Annotated in this window: 24 protein-coding genes; 21 read left to right on the top strand and 3 right to left on the bottom strand. The window is 28.6% G+C overall.

What is annotated here, in order from left to right; all coding sequences use genetic code 11:
• Positions 1-29: 29 nt before the first annotated feature.
• From Q3223_RS11035 to Q3223_RS10950, 18 genes are all read left to right on the top strand, one after another.
• Positions 30-1,124 (top strand): helix-turn-helix domain-containing protein, encoded by a 1,095-nt coding sequence (locus tag Q3223_RS11035; protein WP_407811989.1) that lies wholly within the window; start codon positions 30-32, stop codon positions 1,122-1,124.
• 4 nt (positions 1,125-1,128) lie between these two features.
• On the top strand, positions 1,129-1,329 hold the full coding sequence (locus Q3223_RS11030) for a PLD nuclease N-terminal domain-containing protein (protein WP_054275685.1): 201 nt from the start codon (positions 1,129-1,131) through the stop codon (positions 1,327-1,329).
• Positions 1,326-2,246: an ATP-binding cassette domain-containing protein gene (locus Q3223_RS11025; RefSeq protein ID WP_407811988.1), complete on the top strand. Its 921-nt coding sequence runs from the start codon at positions 1,326-1,328 to the stop codon at positions 2,244-2,246. Before Q3223_RS11030 ends, Q3223_RS11025 begins: the two co-directional genes overlap by 4 nt.
• Positions 2,243-3,001 carry an ABC transporter permease gene (locus tag Q3223_RS11020; protein WP_054268896.1) on the top strand — a complete coding sequence of 253 codons (759 nt, stop codon included), beginning with the start codon at positions 2,243-2,245 and terminating at the stop codon, positions 2,999-3,001. Before Q3223_RS11025 ends, Q3223_RS11020 begins: the two co-directional genes overlap by 4 nt.
• Positions 3,002-3,402: 401 nt before the next feature.
• A complete protein-coding gene (locus Q3223_RS11015; protein ID WP_074179325.1) occupies positions 3,403-4,476 on the top strand; it encodes a DUF362 domain-containing protein in 1,074 nt (357 codons plus the stop codon).
• Positions 4,477-4,545: 69 nt separating this feature from the next.
• On the top strand, positions 4,546-4,809 hold the full coding sequence (locus tag Q3223_RS11010) for a hypothetical protein (protein WP_054275688.1): 264 nt from the start codon (positions 4,546-4,548) through the stop codon (positions 4,807-4,809).
• Between the two features lie 206 nt (positions 4,810-5,015).
• On the top strand, positions 5,016-5,993 hold the full coding sequence (bioB, locus tag Q3223_RS11005) for a biotin synthase BioB (protein ID WP_227832621.1): 978 nt from the start codon (positions 5,016-5,018) through the stop codon (positions 5,991-5,993).
• A 219-nt stretch (positions 5,994-6,212) separates the two neighbouring features.
• Positions 6,213-7,235 (top strand): LacI family DNA-binding transcriptional regulator, encoded by a 1,023-nt coding sequence (locus Q3223_RS11000; protein WP_223195579.1) that lies wholly within the window; start codon positions 6,213-6,215, stop codon positions 7,233-7,235.
• A gap of 41 nt (positions 7,236-7,276) precedes the next feature.
• The gene (rbsK, locus tag Q3223_RS10995) at positions 7,277-8,170 is read left to right on the top strand and encodes a ribokinase (RefSeq protein WP_054268901.1); all 894 of its coding nucleotides are present in this window, start codon (positions 7,277-7,279) and stop codon (positions 8,168-8,170) included.
• A 47-nt stretch (positions 8,171-8,217) separates the two neighbouring features.
• Entirely contained in the window at positions 8,218-9,180 is a 963-nt protein-coding gene (locus Q3223_RS10990) for a substrate-binding domain-containing protein (RefSeq protein ID WP_054268902.1), read from the top strand.
• A gap of 53 nt (positions 9,181-9,233) precedes the next feature.
• Positions 9,234-10,745 (top strand): sugar ABC transporter ATP-binding protein, encoded by a 1,512-nt coding sequence (locus Q3223_RS10985; RefSeq protein ID WP_054275692.1) that lies wholly within the window; start codon positions 9,234-9,236, stop codon positions 10,743-10,745.
• Positions 10,729-11,727, top strand: a complete 999-nt coding sequence (locus Q3223_RS10980; protein ID WP_407811987.1) for an ABC transporter permease — start codon at positions 10,729-10,731, stop codon at positions 11,725-11,727. The genes Q3223_RS10985 and Q3223_RS10980 overlap by 17 nt, the downstream gene beginning before the upstream one ends.
• A 41-nt stretch (positions 11,728-11,768) precedes the next feature.
• Positions 11,769-13,031 (top strand): M20 family metallopeptidase, encoded by a 1,263-nt coding sequence (locus Q3223_RS10975; protein WP_407811986.1) that lies wholly within the window; start codon positions 11,769-11,771, stop codon positions 13,029-13,031.
• Positions 13,032-13,050: 19 nt separating this feature from the next.
• Entirely contained in the window at positions 13,051-13,794 is a 744-nt protein-coding gene (locus tag Q3223_RS10970) for a glutamine amidotransferase (RefSeq protein WP_054268906.1), read from the top strand.
• A gap of 162 nt (positions 13,795-13,956) precedes the next feature.
• Positions 13,957-15,342, top strand: a complete 1,386-nt coding sequence (locus Q3223_RS10965; protein ID WP_407811985.1) for a M20 family metallopeptidase — start codon at positions 13,957-13,959, stop codon at positions 15,340-15,342.
• Between the two features lie 217 nt (positions 15,343-15,559).
• On the top strand, positions 15,560-16,399 hold the full coding sequence (locus tag Q3223_RS10960; protein WP_407811983.1) for a DUF5685 family protein: 840 nt from the start codon (positions 15,560-15,562) through the stop codon (positions 16,397-16,399).
• Complete coding sequence (locus Q3223_RS10955) at positions 16,389-16,829, top strand: hypothetical protein (RefSeq protein ID WP_074179321.1); 441 nt, start codon at positions 16,389-16,391, stop codon at positions 16,827-16,829. Before Q3223_RS10960 ends, Q3223_RS10955 begins: the two co-directional genes overlap by 11 nt.
• Before the next feature lie 10 nt (positions 16,830-16,839).
• The gene (locus Q3223_RS10950; RefSeq protein WP_054268915.1) at positions 16,840-17,337 is read left to right on the top strand and encodes a hypothetical protein; all 498 of its coding nucleotides are present in this window, start codon (positions 16,840-16,842) and stop codon (positions 17,335-17,337) included.
• Between the two features lie 184 nt (positions 17,338-17,521).
• Here Q3223_RS10950 and Q3223_RS10945 read toward each other — a convergent pair whose 3' ends face one another.
• Positions 17,522-18,250, bottom strand: coding sequence for an HAD family phosphatase (locus Q3223_RS10945; protein ID WP_054268909.1), 729 nt, complete (start codon positions 18,248-18,250; stop codon positions 17,522-17,524).
• 124 nt (positions 18,251-18,374) lie between these two features.
• On the opposite strand from Q3223_RS10945, the gene Q3223_RS10940 reads away from it, so the two are divergent.
• On the top strand, positions 18,375-19,463 hold the full coding sequence (locus Q3223_RS10940) for a hypothetical protein (RefSeq protein ID WP_054275697.1): 1,089 nt from the start codon (positions 18,375-18,377) through the stop codon (positions 19,461-19,463).
• 242 nt (positions 19,464-19,705) lie between these two features.
• Here the strand turns inward: Q3223_RS10940 and Q3223_RS10935 are convergent, their stop codons facing one another.
• Both Q3223_RS10935 and Q3223_RS10930 read right to left on the bottom strand, forming a co-directional pair.
• Complete coding sequence (locus tag Q3223_RS10935; protein WP_407811979.1) at positions 19,706-20,497, bottom strand: EFR1 family ferrodoxin; 792 nt, start codon at positions 20,495-20,497, stop codon at positions 19,706-19,708.
• 396 nt (positions 20,498-20,893) lie between these two features.
• On the bottom strand, positions 20,894-21,760 hold the full coding sequence (locus Q3223_RS10930) for a hypothetical protein (RefSeq protein ID WP_407811977.1): 867 nt from the start codon (positions 21,758-21,760) through the stop codon (positions 20,894-20,896).
• A 199-nt stretch (positions 21,761-21,959) separates the two neighbouring features.
• On the opposite strand from Q3223_RS10930, the gene Q3223_RS10925 reads away from it, so the two are divergent.
• Both Q3223_RS10925 and Q3223_RS10920 read left to right on the top strand, forming a co-directional pair.
• The gene (locus tag Q3223_RS10925; RefSeq protein ID WP_407811975.1) at positions 21,960-22,325 is read left to right on the top strand and encodes an ArsR/SmtB family transcription factor; all 366 of its coding nucleotides are present in this window, start codon (positions 21,960-21,962) and stop codon (positions 22,323-22,325) included.
• 22 nt (positions 22,326-22,347) lie between these two features.
• On the top strand, positions 22,348-24,735 hold the full coding sequence (locus Q3223_RS10920; RefSeq protein WP_407811973.1) for a heavy metal translocating P-type ATPase: 2,388 nt from the start codon (positions 22,348-22,350) through the stop codon (positions 24,733-24,735).
• Positions 24,736-25,193 lie beyond the last annotated feature (458 nt).

Here is a 25,193-nt window from a genome sequence, read left to right as displayed (position 1 = left end):
GGATATAATTATACAAAGGAGGCGTTGATATGAATGAATTAAACATTGCAAAAACACTGATTTTAAAGCGTAAAGAAAAAGGAATTACACAAGATGAACTTGCAAATTATATAGGTATCTCTAAAGCCTCTGTATCTAAATGGGAAACTGGGCAAAGCTATCCTGATATCACTTTTTTGCCACAACTCGCGACATATTTCAACATTACAGTTGATGAATTAATTTGTTACGAACCGCAAATGATTAAGGAAGATATTAATAAACTATATCAGCGATTGTGTAAAGATTTTACTGTTAAACCATTTGACGAAGTTATGGATGAAATACGAGAAACCATAAAGAAATATTATTCATGCTTTCCTTTGATTTATCAGATGGGTGTTTTAATAATTAATCATTATGACCTTGTAGATGAAGAAAAACGTGAACTATTAATTAGTGAAGCATTAGAAATTTTTATTCGAATACGAGAAACAAGTGATGATATAGAAATTTGTCGTCAGTCAAAAGGTATGGAGGCAACCTGTTATATCTTGTTAAATCAACCTATAGAAGTTATCGACTTATTTCAAGATAGCAATTTTCCCATGGTAAATGAAAGCATACTCCTTGCACAGGGACAAATGATGAATGGTCAAATTAGTGAAGCTAATGAAACGTTACAGATAGGAGCATATCAGAATCTTACGTTGTTAGTTCAAGATTTAGTGGGACTTCTGCAAAACTCAGATAAATCACAAATTGAAGAAATAGAAAGACGTATTTTAATGATTTCAGATACTTTTGACCTTGATGCATTATCTCCTGGCATTATGTTTTCTGTATATTTAACACAGATACAAATGAATTTAATACATGGAAATACTAAAGGAGCTATTAAGTCATTACAAAGATATGTAGATTTGGCAATGAGTGATATATATCCAATTATGCTACATAGTGATGACTTTTTTAATCATATCGATGGCTGGATTTCTGAGATTGGAACAGGTATTACACGTGATGATACAATTGTAAAGGCAGGTATTGTTGCTGCTATTAAGAATAATCCTATGTTCTCTGTATTAAATGAGAACAAAGAATACAGATTTCTTATAGAAAAATTATCTTTATTGGAGGAATAAAATTATGGAAAATTTAATGGAAAATTTACCACTGTTACTTCCTATTATTATTTTAAATTTAATACTCGTAATTACTGCACTTATTCATATAATAAAACATCCAAATTATAAAATTGGTAATAAGGCAATATGGATTCTTTTAGTGTTATTTATAAGTATAATAGGCCCAATTTTATATTTCACTATAGGGAGAGGTGATGAATGATGAATATTGTTTCAATAAATGGGTTATCAAAAAGTTTTGGTAATCGAAAGATAATAGATAATCTAAATCTTACTGTACCAGAAGGGTCAGTTTTTGGCTTTGTAGGTAAGAATGGTGCAGGCAAGACTACAACAATGAAAATGGTGCTTGGGTTACTTGAAACAGATAGTGGAACTATAAATGTTTGTGGTGAGAAAGTGACCTATGGAAGAACAAGTTCTAATCGCCATGTAGGTTATCTACCTGATGTTCCAGAGTTTTATAACTATATGAGACCACTTGAATATCTTTCTCTTTGTGGAGAAATCACAGGGCTTTCAAAACAAGAAATAAAGTTAAGAAGTGAAGAGTTGTTATCACTTGTAGGACTTGGAAATGAAAAGAAACGAATAGGTGGATTTTCTCGTGGAATGAAGCAACGTCTTGGGATAGCTCAAGCATTACTTTCACGCCCTAAATTACTTATTTGTGATGAACCAACAAGCGCACTTGACCCTGTTGGTAGAAAAGAAATATTAGATATTATGTTTAAAATCAAAGACTCAACAACCGTAATATTTTCAACACATATACTGTCTGATGTTGAAAGAATTTGCGACCATGTTGCTATATTAAATAACGGAAGCATTGCTCTTAGTGGTACACTTTCAGAAATAAAAAGTATGCACGGAAAAGATAGACTTTTATTGGAGTTTTCAAGTAATGATGAAATCCAAGTATTTAAGTCTAGTAGTAGGATTAAATCCTTACTTAAAGATTCAGAAGAGACTAATATGGAAATTATTTTCCATGGTAAAGATATAAAATCAATACAACAAACAGTCATATCTACACTTGCAGAAATGAATCTTTGTCCAATAAAGATGGAATTAATAGAATTGTCACTTGAAAATTTATTTTTGGAGGTAGTAAAGTGAGAGAATACATAGCATTTACAAAAAAAGAATTTGTAGAGAACGTAAGAAATTACAAATTATTTAGTCTGATTACTTTATTTTTAATATTTGGAATAATGAGTCCTCTTTCTGCTAAATTTATGCCAGACATAATTGCTCATTTTGCCCCAACTTTAAAAGTTACTGCTTTACCAACTGCTTTAGATTCTTGGACACAGTTTTCTAGCAATATTTCTGGTCTTGGAATGAGTTTAACTCTAATTATTTTTTGTAATATTTTATCAAACGAATATTCTAAAGGAACACTTGTCATTATGTTGACTAAAGGATTGTCACGTTCATCTGTAGTATTATCTAAATTTTCTATTGCAGTAATTATTATGACCATTGGTTTCTGGTTGAGTTTTTTATGTACTTATGGTTATACAATGTATTTTTGGCCAACTGCAAATCTTAATCATGTTGTATTTTCAGCATTTAACTTATGGATAATTGGTATTATGTATATTACTATATTAATTCTTGGATGTGTATTATTTAGACCAGCATTTGCAAGTGTATTACTTGTATTAGTAGTAACCCTTGCTTTGAGTTTAATTTCTATTCCTAAGCAGATTGCACCTTATACGCCTAATTTCATATTATCAAAAAATATAGATTTGATTTCAGGTAAAGTGACAGCTCCAGAATTTATTATTCCAATCATTGTAACAATTATTATTTCAACAGTGTGTCTGTTATCAGCTGTTATTTTATTTAATAAAAAACCAGTTTAATGATATCTTCATTATAAATATAAATAGCAATATATTGTGTAGAAATAAACTTAATAATGTATAAGAATATATCTAAGCAAAAAAGACTTGAACTTAAGTTTCAAGTCTTTTTTTGTTTTACTTCTACTCATTCTATTTTATAATAATTAAATTATTACCTTAAGAAATTGTTTAAAAATAAAAAATAGCTAGATTATAATCTAGTGATTATCAGTTATTTAAGATATGCTATAGTATATAGAGCCTAACTAGTAAAAAGTTAAAACGGTGTAGTAAGGAGTTAAAATAATATTGTTTTTATTAAATAAAGATAAGAATCTTTAATTGTGGTAAAATATACTAAAAAATCACTTTAAAAGTGATAAAATTAATTCAAGTAAATATTTTAAAGGGGTGTAGATATGGAAAAGTCAAAAGTATATTTTTGTGACTTATACTCAAATTCGCAAAATAAAAATGTGCCAAACAATGTAAGAAGATTATTTGATACAGCAGGATTCAAAGATTTAATAGGAAAGAATGACCAAGTAGCAATCAAACTTCACTTTGGAGAAAAAGGAAATACTACATATATGAGTCCTGTAGCAGTTAGACAAGTGGTTGATAAGATTAAAGATTGTGAAGGAAAGCCATTTTTGACAGATACAAATACATTATATACAGGGAGTAGAACAAATTCTGTAGACCATCTTACAACAGCTATAGAAAATGGTTTTGCCTATGCAGTGGTAAATGCGCCAGTAATAATTGCAGATGGATTGTACAGTAGAAATTATGAAAATGTACAAATAGATAAAAAACATTTTGAAAGTGTGAAAATAGGTGGCGAAATTTATAATTCTTCTGCAATGATAGTAATGAGTCATTTTAAAGGTCATGAAGCAGCAGGTTTTGGAGGAGCATTAAAAAATTTAGCTATGGGATGTGCAAGTGCAGCAGGAAAGCAAATGCAACATTCTGATGTTACTCCAGTAGTAAAGGAGAAGAAGTGTATAGGTTGTGGAAAGTGTGTTAATTCTTGTCCTACAAAAGCTATAAGTATAGTAGATAAGAAGGCAATTATAGATTCTGATGTGTGTTATGGATGTGGAGAATGTCCAACTGTCTGTCCAACTAGAGCAGTAACTATACAATGGGAAAGTGACTCAGATGTGTTTGTTGAAAAGATGGCAGAATACGCTTATGGAGCAGTATCAAACAAAAAAGATAAGGTAGGATATATAACTTTTGTCATGAATGTAACTCCACTTTGTGATTGCGTGCCTTGGTCAGGTAGACCGATTGCACATGATATAGGAATATTAGCATCAACAGACCCAGTAGCTATTGAACAAGCATGCTATGATTTGGTTTGTAAGGAAATGGGTCATGATGTGTTCAAACATGAGCATCCTCATGTAAATGGAACTAGAATAATAGATTATGCATGTGAAATGGGAATGGGAAATAAAGAATATGAATTAATAAAATTATAAGAATAGTAGGACTTAAATGCATATAATTATTGTAAGAGAAATTTAAAAGTATCAAAGGAGTATGCATTTATGAAAATTTACTATGAGAAAGAAAATAGCAAGAAAGCTAATGTAAACAATATCCCAAGTGTATTTGCATTTAATTTTCTAAGAAACTTTTTAACTAGCAAAGAGTATGAGGAAACTAGAAAAGAATATTTTATAAATAATCTAACAAAAAATCAGGTTAATCAAGCTATGAAGGATTTAAAATGGCTATTTAGAGAGTATGAAGGTTTAGAGGTTGTTACAATGGAAAGCTTGGATGGAGTTAAGACAAGGATAGTTTTGTAAATTAATAAGAATAATATTTAATAAAAAATACTGCTTTAATAGTGATATGTATAAATATATTATACGAATACTATTTTAAGGCAGTATTTTTTGTTTAATAGTAAACTTGTATATAGCACAAGGTTGACTAATAAATGATACCTATGTAATACTATATATAATAAGTAAACTATATAAATAATATGGGTTGACGAATAGGAGGGTATATGGAAAAATACATAATTAAATTAAAAAATAAAGTTTTGGATGGAAAAGAAATAAATTATGACGAAGCTCTTAGTTTAATAAGCCTTGATACAAATAACAAAAATATTCTTGATATACTATTAAAATCTGCAAATGAAATAAGAGAAGCTTTTATGGGAAGAAGAGTGGATTTATGTACAATAATGAATGCTAAGTCTGGCAAATGTAGTGAAGACTGCAAATTTTGTGCACAATCATCCCATTATAAAACTGGGGTAGATGAATATTCATTGCTCGAGTACAATGAGATTTTAAGGAGAGCTAAAGAAATGGAAAGTAAAGGAGTACATAGATTCTCTTTAGTTACAAGTGGTAAAGGTATGACAGGAAAAGAGTTTAATGATATTTTAAATATCTATGAAGGATTAAGAGAAAATACTAATTTAAAATTATGTGCATCTCTAGGTATTATAGATTATGAGCAAGCTAAAAAGCTGAAATTAGTAGGTGTGACTACATATCATCATAATGTCGAGACATCTAAAGATAATTTTGATAATATATGTACAACACATACTTATCAAGACAGAATAAGAACAATTAAAGAAGCTAAAAGGGCTGGATTAGATGTATGTGTAGGTGGAATAATAGGGATGAATGAAAGTAAAGAACAAAGACTACAAATGGCTTTTGAAATACGAGAATTAAATGTCAAATCAATTCCGATAAATATTTTAAACCCTATTAAGAATACTCCTATGGAAGATTATGATATATTAGAGCCTATGGAAATATTAAAAACAACAGCAGTATTTAGATTCATAATTCCCAATGTATACATAAGATATGCTGGTGGAAGGTTATCTTTAAAAGGGTATGACAAAATTGGATTTAATGGTGGTGTAAATTCTGCAATTGTGGGTGATTATTTAACAACTGTCGGAAATGGAATTGAAAATGATAAAAAAATGATTATAGAACAAGGACTTGAACTTTAATAAAGATTACTTAAATTAATTAATGTACTTTTAAATAATTATAAAAGTATATTAATTTTTTTTTGTATATTAATATAAATATTAAATTTGAATTATAAATTGCAATATTATGAAAAATGAGAAAAATATCAAAATTTATATAAAATAGTTGCAAAGGAAAAAAGGATGTGCTAATATCTAGGTAACCGGTTAAGTAAAACGGTTTCCTAAATTGCGGGGGTGAACTTCTTGAGTATTACTATAAAAGAAATTGGCGAATTGGCTGGTGTTTCTAAAACAACTGTGTCAAAGGTCATTAATAATAAAGATGAAAATATAAGTCAAGCAACAAGAGAAAAAATTTTAAAAATAATGAAAGAAAAAAATTATGTACCAAACAAACTAGCACAAAGCCTAGTAACTAAAAAAACTAACACTATAGGGCTTCTTATACCAGATATCCGAAATCCATTTTTTACAGATGTATCAAGAGGAGTGGAAGACAAGGCTAATGAAGAAGGTTACAACATAATTTTATGTAATACAGACGAAGATGCCAAAAAAGAATATGAAGGGATAAGAACATTATCAGAGAGAATGATAGATGGAATTATCTTTGCGGCTTCTTCAAATACAAATTGGAAAGAGGCAAATTATAAAGACATAAAAATACCAACTGTATTAATTGATAAGAAAATAAGTATGAACAAAGAAACTTTAAAAGGAATAGTTAAAATAAACAACTTTGAAGGTGGATATATAGCTACAAAACATTTATTAGATATTGGGAGTAAGAAAATAATATACCTAAGTGGTCCTCTTCAAAATGAAATAGCAGTAGATAGATTAGAGGGATACAAAAAAGCATTAATTGAGTGTAATTTAAGTTACAACCCTGATTATGTATTTGAAGGTAAGTATAAAATTGAATGGGGACAGGAATTTATAAAAAAACTGGAAAAAATAGATTTTGATTCAATATTTTGTGCAAATGATTTGATTGCAATAGGTGTTATAAGAGGGCTTAAAGAAAGAGGATTAAATATACCAAATGATGTAAATGTTGTAGGATTTGATGATATTCAGACATCTAGCCTAATAAGTCCTTCTCTTACAACAGTGAGACAGCCATCTTATGACATAGGATACAAGGCTAGTGAGATACTGATAAATTGTTTAAGAGGAGATAAAAAAGAATCATTTGATGAGTTGATTTTTAAGCCAGAATTAGTTATAAGAGATTCAACGAAAGATAATAAATAGCAACATTCGAGACATAAATAGATATGTAAAGGAGTAATGTAATGGGAAACATAGTTGTCATAGGAAGTGTAAACATGGACATGGTATGTTCTGTAGATAAAAGACCAGAAAAAGGAGAAACAGTACTAGGTAATAGTTTTTTTACGTCACCTGGTGGAAAAGGTGCTAATCAAGCTGTTTCAGCATCTAAGCTAGGAGCAAATGTGAAAATGATATCATGTGTAGGTGAGGATAGCTTAGGAGAAGAGTTAATAAGAAATTTTAGAGATAATAAAGTTGATTATAGCTTAGTATCTAGAAATAAGCACAAAAGTTCTGGTGTTGCTGTCATAACACTATGTGAAAATGATAATAGTATTGTTGTTGTGCCAGGGACTAATGAATTAGTAGACATAGAATTAATTAAAAAGAATGAAGAAGAGATAAAGAATGCAGACATAGTATTACTACAATTAGAGATTCCATTAGAAACAATAAATTATGTGGTAAATTTCTGTTTTGAAAATAAGATAAAAGTTTTGGTAAATCCAGCACCTGCAATAAAATTAGATGAAGATATAATAGAAAAAGCAACTTACTTAACACCAAATGAACATGAATATAAAATAGTTTTTGATACAGAGGAAGAGATAGAGGAAGTATTAAAAAAATATCCTAATAAACTTGTAATAACAGAAGGAAAAAATGGAGCTAGATTTTATGATGGTAAGGAAATCAAGCATGTATCTTGCATAAGAGTTGATGTCCAAGACACTACAGGAGCAGGAGATACGTTTAATGGAGCATTGTCAGTGGCTATAACAGAAGGTAAAAATCTATATACAGCAGTGGAATATGCAGTAGTAGTATCAGGTCTTTCTGTAACAAAGTTGGGAGCTCAATCTGGTATGCCTTATAAAGAAGATGTTGAAAAATATTTAAATATTAATAAATAGAAATCCAATTTGTTCAAATTTAAAACTATTAAAAATGGAGGTTAATTATGAGAGTGAGAAAAATTTTATCTTTAGGAATTGCTGGAACACTAGCAATAGGAATGTTAACAGGATGTTCAATGGAAGGGCCAAGCAAGTCAGATAATAAAAGTGGCTCAGATAAGAAAGATTTAACTATAGGAGTATCTACAATAACTCTTCAACATCAATTTTTTATAGATATTGATGAGGGAATCAAAGAAAAAGCTAAAGAACTAGGCGTGAAAGTCATAGTAAATGACCCAGACCAAGATGTGGCAAAGCAAACATCAGCAATAGAAGATTTTATACAACAAAATGTGGATGGAATGATAGTACTTGGAACAGATAACTCAGCTATAGTACCAGCTGTAGAGGGAGCATTTGAAAAAATGCCAGTAGTGACAGTGGATGCTGTATTAAATACTGAAAATATTACAAGTTATGTAGGAACAGTTAGTTATGATGCTGGTAAAAAATTAGGGGAATACACTAAAAAGTACATAGATGAAAAATTAGGTGGGAAATCAGAAATAGCAATAGTAACAGATTTAAAATCTCAAATACAAATGCAAAGAATAGATGGATTTAAAGATGCATTAAAAGGCTCAGCAAATGTTAAGATATTAAACTCACAACCAGGATATGATAGAGAAGAATCTCTTAATACAGTTGAAAACTTAATTCAATCTAATCCAGATGTAGATATAATATACGCAACAGCTGAAAATAGTGTACTAGGAGCTAAAGCGGCACTTGAATCTGCAAAGAATAAAGATGTTAAGATTGTAGGATTTGACTTAACTGAAGAAGCAGCAAGTGGAATAACAGATGGAACTATTCTTGCTATGATTCAACAACAACCTAAGGAAATGGGACGTTTAGCTGTAGAAGCAGTAGTAAAAGCTATAAAAGGTGAAAAAGTAGAAAAAAATATACCAGTACCAGCTTTACTTTATGATAAAGAAAATATAAAAGACTTTAAGAATTAGTAAAATAAAATGAGATTATTTGAAAGAAATCCTATTTAAAAAGGAGTGTCATTATGAGTAATACAATTCTGAAGTTAAGTAATATTGCTAAAGAATTTCCTGGTGTCAGAGCATTAGATAATGTTAATTTTGAGTTACTTCATGGTGAAGTTCATGCACTACTGGGTGAAAATGGTGCTGGTAAATCAACTATGATAAAGATTTTAACTGGTGCACATCCAAAAACTTCTGGCAAATTTGTCTTTGAAGGTAAAGAAATAGAGAATATATCACCAGATGTTTCTAAGAAGATAGGTATAAATGCAATCTATCAAGAATTAACAGTATTTGATGAATTGACAGTAGCACAAAATATTTTTATGGGAAAAGAAATAAATGGCAAAGTCTTAACTAACGATAAAAAAATGAATGAAGAGGCTAAAAAGATTTTTGACAATATGGGAATAGATATAAATCCAAATGGTCTAGTTAAAGAGCTTAGTATAGCTCAAAAGCAAATGGTAGAAATAGCTAGAGTTTTATCATCAGAAACCAAAGTATTAATAATGGATGAGCCTACATCTTCAATAAGTAAAAAAGAAACTGAAATACTTTTTAGACTTATAAATGATTTAAAATGTAGTGGAGTTAGTATAATATATATCTCTCATAGAATGGAAGAGCTTTTTGAAATTTGTGACAGAATAACTATAATGCGAGATGGGAAAACGATTTCGACTCTAAATACTAAAGAAGTATCATCTGAGGAAGAATTAGTTAACTTAATGATAGATAGAAAGCTAGACCAATTTTTCCCTAAAAGAGATGTAGAGATAAAAGAAGAAGTTATGAGAGTGGAAGATTTAACTAAGAACAACGTCTTCAATAACATAAGTTTTAACATAAGAAAAGGTGAAATATTTGGAATAGGTGGATTAGTTGGAAGTAAGAGAAGTGAAATAGTAGAAGCTATATTTGGGCTTAGAACATATGATTATGGGAAAATATATTTAAATAATAAAGAGATTAAATTTAAAACACCATCAGATGCAATTGAAAATGGATTAGGACTAATAACAGAAGATAGAAAAGGTACTGGATTGTTTTTGCAGATGAGTGTAAAAGAAAATACAACTATGGCTGGATTAAAGAAAATATCTAAGTTTAAATCAGTTATAGACAGAAAAAAAGAAAAAGAAGTACTAGAAAAATACATAGAAGCATTAAAGATAAAAACACCACATATGAATCAAGTTATACAGAGTTTAAGTGGTGGAAATCAACAAAAAGCTATAATAGCAAGATGGCTTTTATTACAGCCAGACATATTAATTATGGATGAACCAACTAGAGGTATAGATGTAAATGCTAAAGCAGAGATATACAATCTAATGGGAGATTTAGTAGAGAGTGGTGTAAGTATCATAATGATATCTTCCGAAATACCAGAATTAATATCAATGAGTGATAGGATAATGGTTATGAGAGAAGGTCATATAAGTGGATTTTTAGAAGGTGAAGAAATGGTTGAAAATAATGTATTAAAATTGGCTTTCGGAGGTAAAATTAATGAGTTCAATAACTAAGCATAGAGAAGATAATTCATCTCCATTATTAACAAAATTAACAAGTGCATTTAGAGACCAAGGGAGTGCAGCTATAGGACTTGTAATAATTTTTATAATAATGAGTGTAGCTTCATCTAATTTTTTAACTTTAGATAATTTAATTAACGTTGGAAGACAAATATCAATAAATGCAATACTTGCAGTAGGTATGACATTTGTAATAATTACTGGAGGAATAGATTTAAGTGTAGGAGCAGTAATTGCTCTAGTGGGTACATTTTGGGCTACAACAGTAGTAAATTATAATGCACCTATATGGATAGGTATGATACTTGCCTTGGCAATAGGAACAATATTAGGAGTTATAAAAGGTGCAATTATTTCAACACAAAAACTACCACCATTTATTGTAACATTAGCCATGTTGACAATAATAAGTGGAGCAAGCTTTGTATTTACAGGTGGAAGACCTATATCAGTAAATACAGATGCATTTAAGATGTTAGGTAGAGGATATGTTGGGCCAATACCAATACCAGTTATAATTATGATTATAGTTGTAATAGCTGGCCATTTTCTATTAAAAAGAACCAATTTTGGACGTCATGTACATGCAGTAGGTGGAAATGAAGAAGCTGCTAGATTATGTGGAGTAAAAGTAAATAAAGTAATAGTAAAAGTATATGCACTAGCTGGATTACTAACAGCATTGGCTGGAATAATATTATCATCACGTTTAGCATCAGGTTCCCCAACTGTTGGAGATGGAGCAGAGTTAGATGCTATAGCAGCAGTTGTACTTGGTGGTACTAATATGATGGGTGGTTCTGGTTCTATAGTAGGTACATGTATAGGTGTTGGGATAATAGGAATATTAGGAAATGGTCTAAATCTATTGAGTGTATCTTCATATAATCAAATGATTATAAAAGGGTTGGTAATGCTATTTGCTATATGGATAAATAATATAAAATTAAAAAAATCAGCTAAAGCTAAATAATAGTTATATTTTAAATGAAAAAATAAATCTTAGGGGGAAATATGAAAAAAATTCTCTTAGATACATTAAATAATAAAAAACAAGAATACATAGATTATTTAAAAGAACTTGTAAGTATAAAGACTGAAGATATTGGTCATGGAATACTAGGTGGATTTGAAAAAGAGGGACAAGAATATATTGAGAAACTTGCAAATAACATAGGTTTTAGTGTAGATAGACAAGACATGAGTGAAGAGCTAATTAAAAAAGCAAAAGATACCTATAAAGAAGGAAATCTAGGTCACAATTATAAAGATAGATATAATTTAATTTGTAAATACAGTGATAATTTACCTGGGAAGACAATCGTATTTAATGGTCATGTAGATACTATGCCACCAGGTGATATAAGTAAGTGGAGATACAATCCATATTGTGGTACAGAAGATGATGGTAAGATTTATGGTCTTGGAACTGCGGATATGAAGTCTGGGCTTATAGCATCACTATTAGCTATAAAACTTATAAAAGATAGTGGTTTAAATGTACCTGGTAATGTAAAGGTAATGTCAGTAGTAGATGAAGAGGGTGGAGGAAATGGGACCATAAATGCAGTTATGAATGGAATTGATGGAGATTACTGTGTAATTTGTGAACCATCAGAACAGAATTTAATAATTGCACATATGGGATTTGTATTCTTTGAAGTCGAGGTTAAAGGTGTATCTCTTCACTGTGGTAGTAAGTGGGAGGGTGTAAACGCAATAGAGAAGGCTATGTTACTGCTTCAAGATATAAAAGAATTAGAACATAACTGGCTTATGATATATAAGCATCCACTATTGCCTTCGCCTACAATAAATTTGGGTGTAATAAACGGTGGAACAGCAGGCTCTACTGTGCCAGATAAGTGTGTATTTAATTTGTGTGTGCACTTCTTACCAAATATAATGAGCTATGAACAAGTTGTAAATGATGTGACTGATGTTATAATTACAAGGTCTAATGGAGATTTGTGGCTTAAAGACAATAAGCCAAATATAAATATATATCAATCAGGATTAGGTTTTGAGATGGATAAAAATTCTGATTTTGTAGTGAATGCACATAAAATACTAGAAGATGTTTTAGAGAAAAAATTAGAAATAAAAGGTTCGACAGCTGGGAATGATGCAAGATTGATGAAAAACTTAGCTGAAATACCAACATTAATATTGGGACCAGGCTCAATAGAACAATGCCATTCAATAAATGAGTATGTTGAAATCAATGAGTATTTAGACAGTATACTTATGTATGCAAGTCTAATATTAAACTTATAAAAGTAGGAGGATTATATAAATGAAAAAAGTATTAATAGTAGGGGAATCTTGGGTAAAAAATATAACTCATATAAAAGGGTTTGATACATTTGTTACAACTCACTACGAAGAAGCTGTAAAGTGGTTAAAAGAAGCAATAGAATCTGGAGGATATGAGACAGTTCATATGCCTGCACATGTAGCAGCAGATAGTTTCCCATATACATTAGAAGAATTAGATGAGTATGATTGTATAATATTGTCTGATATAGGTTCTAACACTTTCTTACTATCTAATAGCACTTTTATAGATTGTAATAGTAATCCAGATAGACTTGAACTAATCAAAGAGTATGTAAATAATGGTGGAGCATTAATTATGGTAGGTGGATACATGTCATTTACAGGTATAGATGCAAAAGCTAGATTTGGAGAAACTGCTATAAAAGATGTATTACCAATAACTATGATAGATAAAGATGATAGAGTAGAAAAACCAGCAGGAATAATTCCTGTAGTTGTCGATTCTGAGCATCCAGTATTGAAAGATATTCCAAAAGACTGGCCGAAGTTTTTAGGATATAACAAGACAGTTGCCAGAGATAATTGTCCTGTATTAGCAACAATTGGAGGAGACCCATTTGTAGCAGTTGGGGAGTTTGGAAAAGGAAAATCTGCTATATTTAGTTCTGACTGTGCACCTCATTGGGGACCTAAAGAATTTACTGATTGGAAGTACTATAATAAATTATGGGTTAACATGCTAGACTGGTTAACATGTTAAAAATTTTATAAAATTTGAAAACCTCTTACTTGATAAAGTGAAGCTTACAAGTCAAGAGGTTTTATTTTATAGAATGATTATAAAGTAGAATATATTTTAAAATTAGCTATTTTAATTAGTTAAGTATAAAGTATCTGATTTAAGGAGGATTATACAATTAATATGGAAGATTTAAATAAAAAATTTTTAATGCAATATATAGATGAGATACAAGAAGAGTTAAGGGATATATCAGATAAGATATGGGAAAATCCAGAACTTCAATATAAAGAATATTATGCTTCAAACTTACAAAAAGAATATTTAAGAAAGTATGATTTTAATATAGATGAATTAGAAGGTATGGATACAGGATTTGTAGCTAGTTATGGAGAAGGTAAACCAGTTATAGCAGTTTTAGGAGAATATGATGCTTTGGATGGTTTATCTCAAAAAATATCCATTACAAAAGAACCTATTTTAGAGAGTGGTGCAGGTCATGGATGTGGACATAACTTACTTGGTACAGGTTCAATGGGGGCTGTAGTTGCGATAAAAGAACTAATCAAACTAAAAAAGATTAAAGGAACTATAAAGTACTATGGGTGTCCCGCAGAGGAAGATTTGTCAGGAAAGGTATTAATGATAAAAAAAGGTTTTTTTGATGGGATAGATTGTGCATTTAGTTGGCATCCATTTGATATAAATACTCCAATAAGGATTCCAACCCTTGCTAATTATTCTGTAAAATTTAGATATAATGGAATTAGTGCTCATGCGGCACAAGCTCCTTATAATGGAAGAAGTGCACTTGATGCAGTAGAACTTATGAACATAGGTTGTAACTATTTAAGAGAGCATATATTTGATAGTTGTAGAGTACATTATGTAACTACTAATGGTGGAAAAATGCCAAACATAGTCCCAGATTTCGCAGAAGTATGGTATTACATAAGAGGTGTGAAAATGGAACATGTAAGAGATGTATTTGATAGAGTGGTTGATATAGCAAAAGGAGCAGCACTGATGACAGATACTAGTATGGAATATAATATTATAAGTGGAGTATATGACTATATTCCAAATACAATATTAACAGATATTCTATCACAAAATATGAAATTGATAGGAACTCAAAATTATGATGAAAATGACTACTATTTTGCAGAAGAATTAGCTAAAACAGTTTCTATAGATAAAAGAATTAGTGTTTCTAGTGTATTAAGTGGAAACAAAGATATTACTAGAATGGCTTTACATGATGAAATTACAGATGATACTTTTACTCATAATAACTGTATATCATTATCATTAGATATTGGAGATGTTAGTTATATAACTCCTACAGCACAATGCTCTTGCTCAGTTTGGCCTATTGGCATTTCTGCTCATACATGGCAATCTTGTGCTAGTGCAGGTTCTAATATGGGATTTAAAGCAATGTTATTAGCATCTAAAGCTATAGCATGTTCAATAAGTGATGTAATGCTTGATGAATCTATTGTAGGTAAAGCAAAAAAGGAATTAAAGGATACTATAGGCAATTTCGAATATATTCCAATTATCTAAAAATCAAGTTAATGTAAGTAAGATTATGTGCATGAATTAGTATAAGTATATAATTTAATATTATTTTTAACTTAACCTTCTAATTATTTTCAATCTAAGATACAATGATTAGAAGGTATTTTTAAAGTTTCTTAGAATACTGTAAATTATATAATCTTGATAAAAAGTGTTATACTATATATAATTTATATAAAAAGTAGTACAAAAAGGAGTATTTATGTTTGGATATGTTAAAATAAACAAAATGGATTTAACATTTAGAGAATATGACCATTATAAAGCTTATTACTGTGGTCTATGTAAATATTTAAAAAGAAATCATGGAGAAATCTCTAGATTTTCTCTGAATTACGATATAACATTTTTAATTATTTTATTAACTTCAGTATATAAGCCAGAATCTATAAATACAGAGGAAGCATGTATAGTTAATCCATTTAAAAAGAAAAAGGTAATTACAAATGATATTACAGAATATGCAGCAAGTATGAATATTCTTTTAACATATTATAAATTGGAAGATAATTTAATGGATGATAAACGCATAAAAGATAAATTAGCATATTATATATATAAAAACAAATTAAACTTAGCATATGAAAAGTATCGCGAAAAAGCAGAGTATATAAAACAACAGCTAAATGAATTAAATAAGTTAGAAAAGGAAAACAATATAAATATAGATGAAGTATCTAATACATTTGGAAATATAATGGGTGAAGTGTTTGCCTACAAAAAAGATGAAAATGAGAGAAACTTAAGAATGATAGGCTTTAATATAGGTAAGTATATATATCTACTAGATGCATATGAAGATTTAGATGAAGATTTTAAGAAAGGAAGATACAATCCTTTTATAGAATATGTAGATAAAAACGATGAGTTAAAACAAAAGGTAAAAAAAATAATTGTAACATCATTGGGATTTTTAGCTAGAGGAATTGATAATTTAAATCTAAATACAAATGTCAGGATAATAGAAAATATAATTTATTCTGGTGTTTATTTAAGATATATGAATATATTAGAAAGCAGAGGTGGAAAGAATGTACAGTAATACTTATAATAATGAAAATTTTATGAGAGCAAGAGCTTTTATAGAAAATAGTGAATTTAGAAAAGCATATGATTTTTTAAAGTCGTTGAGTGACAAGTGTGCAGAATGGTATTATCTAACTGGTTTTTCTGCAATGAACATAGGATATTATGAAGAAGGAGAAGACTTCTTAAAAAGAGCAAAATTTATGGAGCCAGAAAATCATGAATATAGTGAGGCACTTAGAAGTTATACAGAATATAGAAATGAATATAACAATAGAGCTGATAACTATAATAGAAGAAGACGTAATGATTTAGGTGGATGTTGCTGTTGTTGTGATGATTGTTGCTGTTGTCTAGGTGATGATTGTTGTGAAAACTGTGCTAAACTTTGGTGTCTAGATTCATGTTGTGAATGCTTTGGAGGAGATTTAATAACTTGTTGTTAGGATGATAAATATGAGTATAAAAGTTGCTTATGGAGGAGTTTTATTAGCATTAAATGTGATATTGTTGACTCTTACAAATATTATTCCTGTAAATACATTGTTCATTATGGGAGTAGCATCACTTTTAGTATCAATTGTAATAATGGAATGGGGATTTAAGAGTGGAATTGCTTTTTATATAGGTTCTATAGTTTTGGGATTTATAGTGATGGTAAGTAAGTCTCAATGGATTGTGTATTCACTTACATTTGGAATATATGGTATTGCAAAATATCTTATAGAAAAAGATAGGGCAATATATATTGAATATTTCATGAAGTTAGTATTTGCAAATATAATGATACTTATATTGTATTTTTTATTAAGAACAATAGTTTATATCCCAATAAATATTTTTATTATAGGTTCATTTGAAGTAGCCTTTATAGTATATGACTATGTTTATAGCTCTTTTATAAGTTATTACAATAATAAGCTAAGAAAGATGCTATTTAAAAATAAGAGTTGATTTTTATATTTAATTTTAATGGAATTGTAATTTAAATAAATATAAATAATGTATCTGAATATGTATTTATATTTAAAACTAAATTTAATATATACTTGGTATTAATATATAAAAAGCTTTGATTTTTAGTCAAAGCTTTTTATATATTAGATAGAATGGTTTATTTTAAAAGATATAATATAAATTAAATATCTACTATATTTACATCTGTAGATAAAGAGTAAATAATATCTTTTCTTTCTACTATTATTTCAACATTTTTAGAAATTTCATTATCAAGTGATATTTGAGCTAAAAGTTCCTTTGTTGGATTTATTGCAATTGGATTTCCAACTCTTTTTAACATATTTATATCACCATTAGTATCACCATAAGCATATGAGTTTGATAAGTCTAAATCATACTTTACAACAAAATCGTTTATAGCATTATTCTTACTTATAGAATCCCACATTGGAATAACTGTTCCTGTAAATATATCATTTTCAAATACATAGTCACTTCCTAGAAAATCAGTTACATTATATTTTTTTGCCATTTTTTCAACCAGAAATCCAGGGCTACCAGATATGAATATGACTATATGACCTTGATTTAGATGCCAATCGATTCTTGAACGTGTGTATTTATAAACTCTATCTGCTTTTAATTTAATTACTTGGTCACTTGTAAAATTAATACAAGTTTTATCTAATCCTTTTAATGAATCGACATAAAGGTCACATATTTCCAATAGATAATCATCATAATTACCTTGTCTTTTATCCCAATCCATAAAAGTGTCTCTAGCATGTTTATACCAATTTTTTTGGTCAATTATATCGTATTTAATTAATTTCTTAAAATGTTCAACCATAAGAGAGTCTCTATAAAGAGTACCATCTATATCAAAAAAAGCTGCTATATTTTTCATAAGACCACCTCAATTAATCATTTCCTTATATTATATTATAAATTGTATCTAAGTTGTTAAAATATATGTATAATAATTTATATATTAAAAAACAAATATTTTAAAGTCTAAAGGGTGTGATTATATGAATTTTAATTTTGCAAAGGTTACGAATTCTAGACTTATGGGTAGTTTAGGTCTTATAATAAATTGGATAGATGATAAAAATAATCACTTCTGTCAATATTTTCTATTAGATGCAGAGGGATTAGGTTTAGCAGATTATGTAAGTTTAAAAAATCCAACACAAGAAGAAGCTTACATGGAAGAAGAAAGATTAATGGGCGGATTTGGTTCAGATAGAGTTGAATTAACAAAGGATGAATCTTTGTTTTTAGTCTCTCATTTTGGGAATAAAAATCTTTACTATGACAAGTTATTGCCAGGAGATAAAGTTGAGTACATTGATATTATAAAAAATTATAAAACAAATTTAACTATAGAAAAATTATATAACAAAATATGTAAAAGAGTTGATGAAGAAGTTGAATTTATAAACTACATGACTATGCGATTTATAGCATGGGATAGGGAAAGTTTAAAATATTTTTCTGGTAGTGATGAGATTGCAAATATGCATATTACAAATATAAATGGCACATTGCTCAAAAATGTGGTAAATGGTAAAGGTCAAGGTAGGTATATAAGTGAAGCCTTATATGAAGACAATGATGGATATTATATCTGCAAAATTGCTTTTTGTATAAGTAAATGTAATGAAACTGGTTTTAAGATTAATTCTTTATTGGTAACAGATAAAGAAGCAATGTATGATTTTGAGGTATTTGATGAGATTTCTAAGAATGAATTTGTAAGTGTTTATAGTGTAAACTCATCTGAAGAATTTGCTAAAGTATTTTATAGAGATAATCCATTTTTATTAAAAAGTTATATGAATGAAGGTGTATTTTTTACTAGATTTAATTTTAATAATGACCATGTTAAAGAAAATGTGTATATAATAAATAATGATATGAAAGCTATATATTACTTAATGGGAAATAAACTTTTTATTGGCACTTATAATGAAAATGATTGCAATTATATTAATGAGATAAGTCAAGCTAACTATAGTAAATATATAAAGTTTGAAGAGAATTTTTTCTTTGAACAAAATGCGTTATATGATTTTGCAGAATCAGGTTCAATAGATTTTGATGATTTTTTGGAATAATATTTTTGGGCATTATTTAAGCGAGATTAACTGAATTTAATCTCGCTTAAATTAATTTCTATAATATTGGGGGAATATTATGAGGAATACATTTATTATTGTGGTCAATTATTAAAATTTTATACAGTTTATTAGAAAAATAAAAAAATTTATAATTCTTCTCATATTATTTACCAATATTAATTTTTAGTATGTATTATATATACGAGTTAATTTGCAAGATATTAAATACATTTTATTTTTTAATCTCTATTTTTTGTGAATAGGTTAGAATCATACCATTTATTAAAACGGATAAATTTAAATGGTTGATGTATATTAATTGCATTTTCAGGACAATTATAAATACATCTCATACACAAGCAACAACTCCAATTAAACTTAACTTTATCTTTTGTAATATTTATGTTGTGTTTAGGACAATTATTGGCGCATTTAGAACAGTGTATGCAATTATTTTTGACATAAAAAAACTTACCTAAGATATGAGCTCCATACCATTCTGACCTACCAATAAAGGATAGTGTTTTTACTAAAGTGCTACTATTTGGAAGGTATGAAATTCTATTAATTAAATTATGTACAGTATTATATATTTCTTTATCTGCTTTATCAATAAGCTCTCTTGTTTTTGTATCATCATATTTGACCATAAAATTTGATGGCATAGCAAACAATTTATTATAAAATACTTTGAAACCTTTAGCATCTAATCTTTTGATTAATAAATTTGAGGACGCATAATTCATATGATTGTCTTCACCTGCTGTATGTATTATAAATGTATCCATAGAGTGTGTGTTAGGCAAAGTTTTTACAAAATCTAATACAATCTGAGGTGCATTAAAAGAATGTACAGGGTAAGCTATTCCTACCATATCATATGATGTCAAATGAATTTTAGATTTTTTAATATTTTCTATTTTTGTACACTCAACACAAAATTGTTGATTTTCAAATTCTTGCTTTAGTTTATTAATTATATATTCCGTCATGCCAGTTCCAGAGAAGTAAAACATACATAATTTATTCAAAGTGATACCTCCTATTAAATATAATAGTAGCTTGTTAGAGTCATTATAACATATAACTAATTAACTTAATAGAAAGCCAAAAAGATTTGTATTGTAGTTGATAAATAACCGAAAAATCCAAGTAATCATGATAGAGGTTGTTACCTAAATATTACTGATAATTTAAAAAGAAGAAAATGCCAACAAGCAAAAAAATCAGATAAAATTTAATTTTATCTGATTTTTTTATATTTATTTTATTAGATTATGTTAATATTTGTTGACCGAATAAAAGTATATTCAGTCAACTCTCTATACCTATAATAATATTGGGGGAATATTATGAGGAATACATTTATTATTATGGCCAATTATTGATGTCTTATACAATTTACTTAAAATTACTTAAAAAATATTTTACATTTCTTCCTCATCAAATTCCTCAATATTAGTATTTTGTGGTATTCCTTGCATAGTCATATTACTAGAACCATAAGGAGTAGGAAATATACTAGGAGGCATAGTACTAGGCATAACTACAGGCATACCTTGCATTGTATTATGACATATGACACCTGGTATCATCATAAGTACATTAGGAGGCATATTTTGATTACATGAGAAGTTAGGAATACCCATATTATTGTTCATATTCCATCCCATGTTATTATTCATATTGCCAGACATATTGTTAGGCATACCCATGTTATTATTCATATTACCAGACATATTGTTAGGCATACCCATGTTATTATTCATATTACCAGACATATTGTTAGGAATACCCATGTTATTATTATTCATATTGCCAGACATATTGTTAGGCATACCCATGTTATTATTATTCATATTGCCAGACATATTGTTAGGCATACCCATGTTATTATTCATATTGCCAGACATATTGTTAGGCATGCCCATGCTATTATTCATATTGCCAGACATATTGTTAGGCATACCCATATTATTAGATGCATTATAGTTCATGTTATTAGGCATATTATTTGAAGCAGATGTGTTGTAATTCATATTTCCGGATGTATTATTTGTGTTAGGCAAGTTGTTTGGAGAATTACTACTTTTAGGATAATTATTTGCGCTGTTAGGATAAATATTATTTACATTCTGATTATTAGGTATCTTTGTATAACCATTAGAAATTTGTGGGTCATTTCTCAATTCATCTTGGGGAATTTCTTCATTAGTAATATAATCTGCATAGTTAGCTGGGTCTAAGTAAGGCATGTAACTATTGTCTAAATCCTTTTTTTTCTTGTTACTCATATTAAACTTGCACCTCCTAGAAAACTATAAAAAAGTTTACAAAAACTTATTCTAATAATATATATATTAAAAAAGGTGATAATATGTGCATTCTAATTGTTATTAAATAAATAAAAATTATTGTTGCAAATTTAGAAGTGATGGAATATAATGAACATATGAACAGTTATTCATATATTAAAATAATGGAGGATTAAAAATGAGAGAAGAGATAAATGATTGTATTTGTAATGTAATACATGAAGAAATAGTAACAGAAGCTAAATCGACTATGCCAGATGAAGAAATGTTATATGATTTAGCAGAGTTATTTAAAGTATTTGGTGATACTACTAGAGTAAAGATATTGTATGCATTATTTGCAAATGAAATGTGTGTATGTGATATAGCAAGTTTATTAAATATGACTCACTCTGCAATATCTCATCAACTTAGAGTATTAAAGCAGGCAAGATTAGTAAAGTTTAGAAGAGAAGGAAAGACAGTGTATTACTCATTAGATGATAGTCATATAAGCCAAATATTTGATTGTGGATTAAACCATATTAGAGAGACTTATAAATGATAACAGAGAGGAGTGAATATATATGGAAGCAAATAATATAATTAAAAAAGAATTTATATTGGGAGGATTAAATTGTGCACATTGTGCAGAAGAGATTAACAATAAAGTTTCTAAGTTACAAGAAGTTAAGTCTTCCAATTTGAATTTTATAAATAAAAAGCTTACAGTAAATATAGAGAATAGTTCCAATGAAGATAATACTATAGAAAAGATAATAGACATAATAGATTCAACAGAACCAGGTCTTGATATAAAAATAAGTTCTAAAGAAAATACATCTAATAGGACATCAATTAAAAAAGAACTTATATTAGGAGGATTAAACTGTGCACATTGTGCAGAAGAGATTAACAATAAAGTTTCTAAATTAAAAGAAGTTGAATCTTCTAATTTAAACTTTGTAAATAAAAAACTTACAGTAAATATACTTAATGACTTTGAAGAAGATAGTGTTATAAACAAAATAAAAGAAATAATAGATTCAACAGAACCAGGACTTGATATACAAGTGGAGTCTAAGGACAAAACAGGACCTAGAACTTCTGAGAAAGCAGTGAGTGCAAATGATACAAATAAGAAAGAATTAATTCCACTTATAATTGGAGCTCTTGTATATATATTTGGTATATATCAAACAGCTACAGGTTATGAAAGTCAATTTAGTAATATAGTATTTATAGTTGCTTATGTAATAGTAGGTGGCGATGTACTTTTAAGAGCAATAAGAAACATATCAAAAGGAAGAGTATTTGATGAAAACTTCTTGATGGCTCTGGCTACAGTAGGAGCATTATTAATAGGAGAATTATCAGAAGCAGTAGGGGTTATGCTATTCTATAAAATAGGAGAATATTTACAAGGTGTTGCAGTTGGTAAGTCCAGAAAGTCTATAACTTCACTTATGCAAATAAGACCAGATTATGCAAATCTGAAAGTTAATTCTGAAGTTAAGGTAGTTTCACCAGAAGAAGTAAATGTGGGAGATATAATAGTAGTAAAACCTGGTGAAAAAGTACCACTAGATGGGGTAGTAGTGGATGGAGTTTCTATGCTAGATACTTCTGCACTTACAGGTGAATCAGTACTGAGAGAAGTTGAAAAAGGTGATGAAATTTTATCTGGTGTTATAAATAAGAATGCTTTATTGAGTATTGAAGTTACAAAGAGTTTTGGAGAGTCAACAGTTTCAAAAATACTTGACCTTGTTGAAAATTCTAGTATTAAAAAATCAAAAACAGAAAACTTCATATCTAAATTTTCAAGATATTATACTCCAGTAGTAGTAATAGCTGCTTTATTGATAGCATTTGTGCCACCACTTGTAATCTCTGGTGAGGTATTTAGTGATTGGGTGTATAGAGGGTTGATATTCTTAGTTGTTTCTTGCCCTTGTGCACTAGTTTTATCAATACCACTTAGTTTCTTTAGTGGAATTGGATTTGCATCTAAAAATGGTATCCTTATTAAGGGAAGTAACTATTTAGAAGCTTTAAGAAGTGTAGATACTGTAGTATTTGATAAAACAGGAACACTTACTAAAGGTGTGTTTAATGTAACTAAATTAAATCCTGAAGGTATATCAGAAGAAGAGTTACTAGAATTTGCAGCTATTGCAGAAGTAAACTCAAATCATCCAATAGCTAAATCTATATTAAGTTACTACAGTAAAAAAATTGATTTAGATACAATAGATAGCTATGAGGAAATAGCAGCTTATGGAATCAGAGTAAAGCATAATGGAAAACTTATATTAGCAGGTAATGAGAAACTTATGAAGAAGGAGAATATATCCTATTCACCAGCTAAAGAAGTGGGTACAGTAGTCTATATTGCTGTTGATAAAGTATACAGAGGTTATATAGTTATATCAGATGAAGTAAAAGAAGATAGTAAAAATGCTATAAGAAGTTTAAAATCAATAGGAATAAAAGAAGTTGTAATGTTAACTGGAGATAATGAGAAAGTAGCAAAAAATATCGCTAAAGAATTAGAATTAGATACAGTTTATTCAAATTTACTTCCTAATGAAAAAGTTGATAGATTAGAATCTTTATATGAAGGAAGAACTGAAAAAGAAAAAATAGCCTTTGTAGGTGATGGAATAAATGATGCTCCAGTACTAGCTCGTGCTGATGTTGGTATAGCAATGGGAGGTCTAGGTTCAGATGCAGCAATTGAAGCAGCAGATGTAGTTCTTATGACGGATGAGCCTAGTAAAATATCTAAAGCAATTGAGATAGCAAATAAGACTAATAAAATAGTATGGCAAAATATAATATTTGCTTTAGGAGTAAAAATTATAGTTATGATATTAGGAGCTGGAGGAATAGCTACTATGTGGGAAGCTATATTTGCTGATGTAGGGGTAGCACTTATAGCAGTAATAAATGCTATGAGGGCTATGAGATAAAGTATAAATATAAACATATACTATTTAAATATATACTATTATAGAAAAACGTATAGTAATACAGTAATGAAATATATAATTATAAAGAGAAGTATCAATAAGTTTATTTTTAATCTATTGATACTTTTTCTTTTGTATATAAACCTATATCTATTATTTTGATTTAATGGTCTTATGTGGTATATATTTTTTACTTATATATAGATGATTCATGTATATTACTAAGCTTATATGAAGAAATAAGAATCATAATAATTATAAATGTGTAGATTGATAATTATAAATTTATAAGAAAATATCTGTATAAAAAGTCGTTAATCCTATGATATAGCTACTATTCAGCGAAATACGTAATATAAAGAATTAAAAAGTTTTAAAAAATAATTTTAAAAAGTGTTGACGAATTATTTTTAAGATGATACAGTATTACTTGTCCTTAAGAAAAGGGCAAACATGAA

This window comes from Clostridioides sp. GD02367, from assembly GCF_045900275.1.
Taxonomy (GTDB): Bacteria; Bacillota; Clostridia; order Peptostreptococcales; family Peptostreptococcaceae; genus Clostridioides; species Clostridioides difficile_A.
Note: the sequence above shows the minus strand (reverse complement) of the source record. Positions and strands in the feature narration are given on the sequence as shown.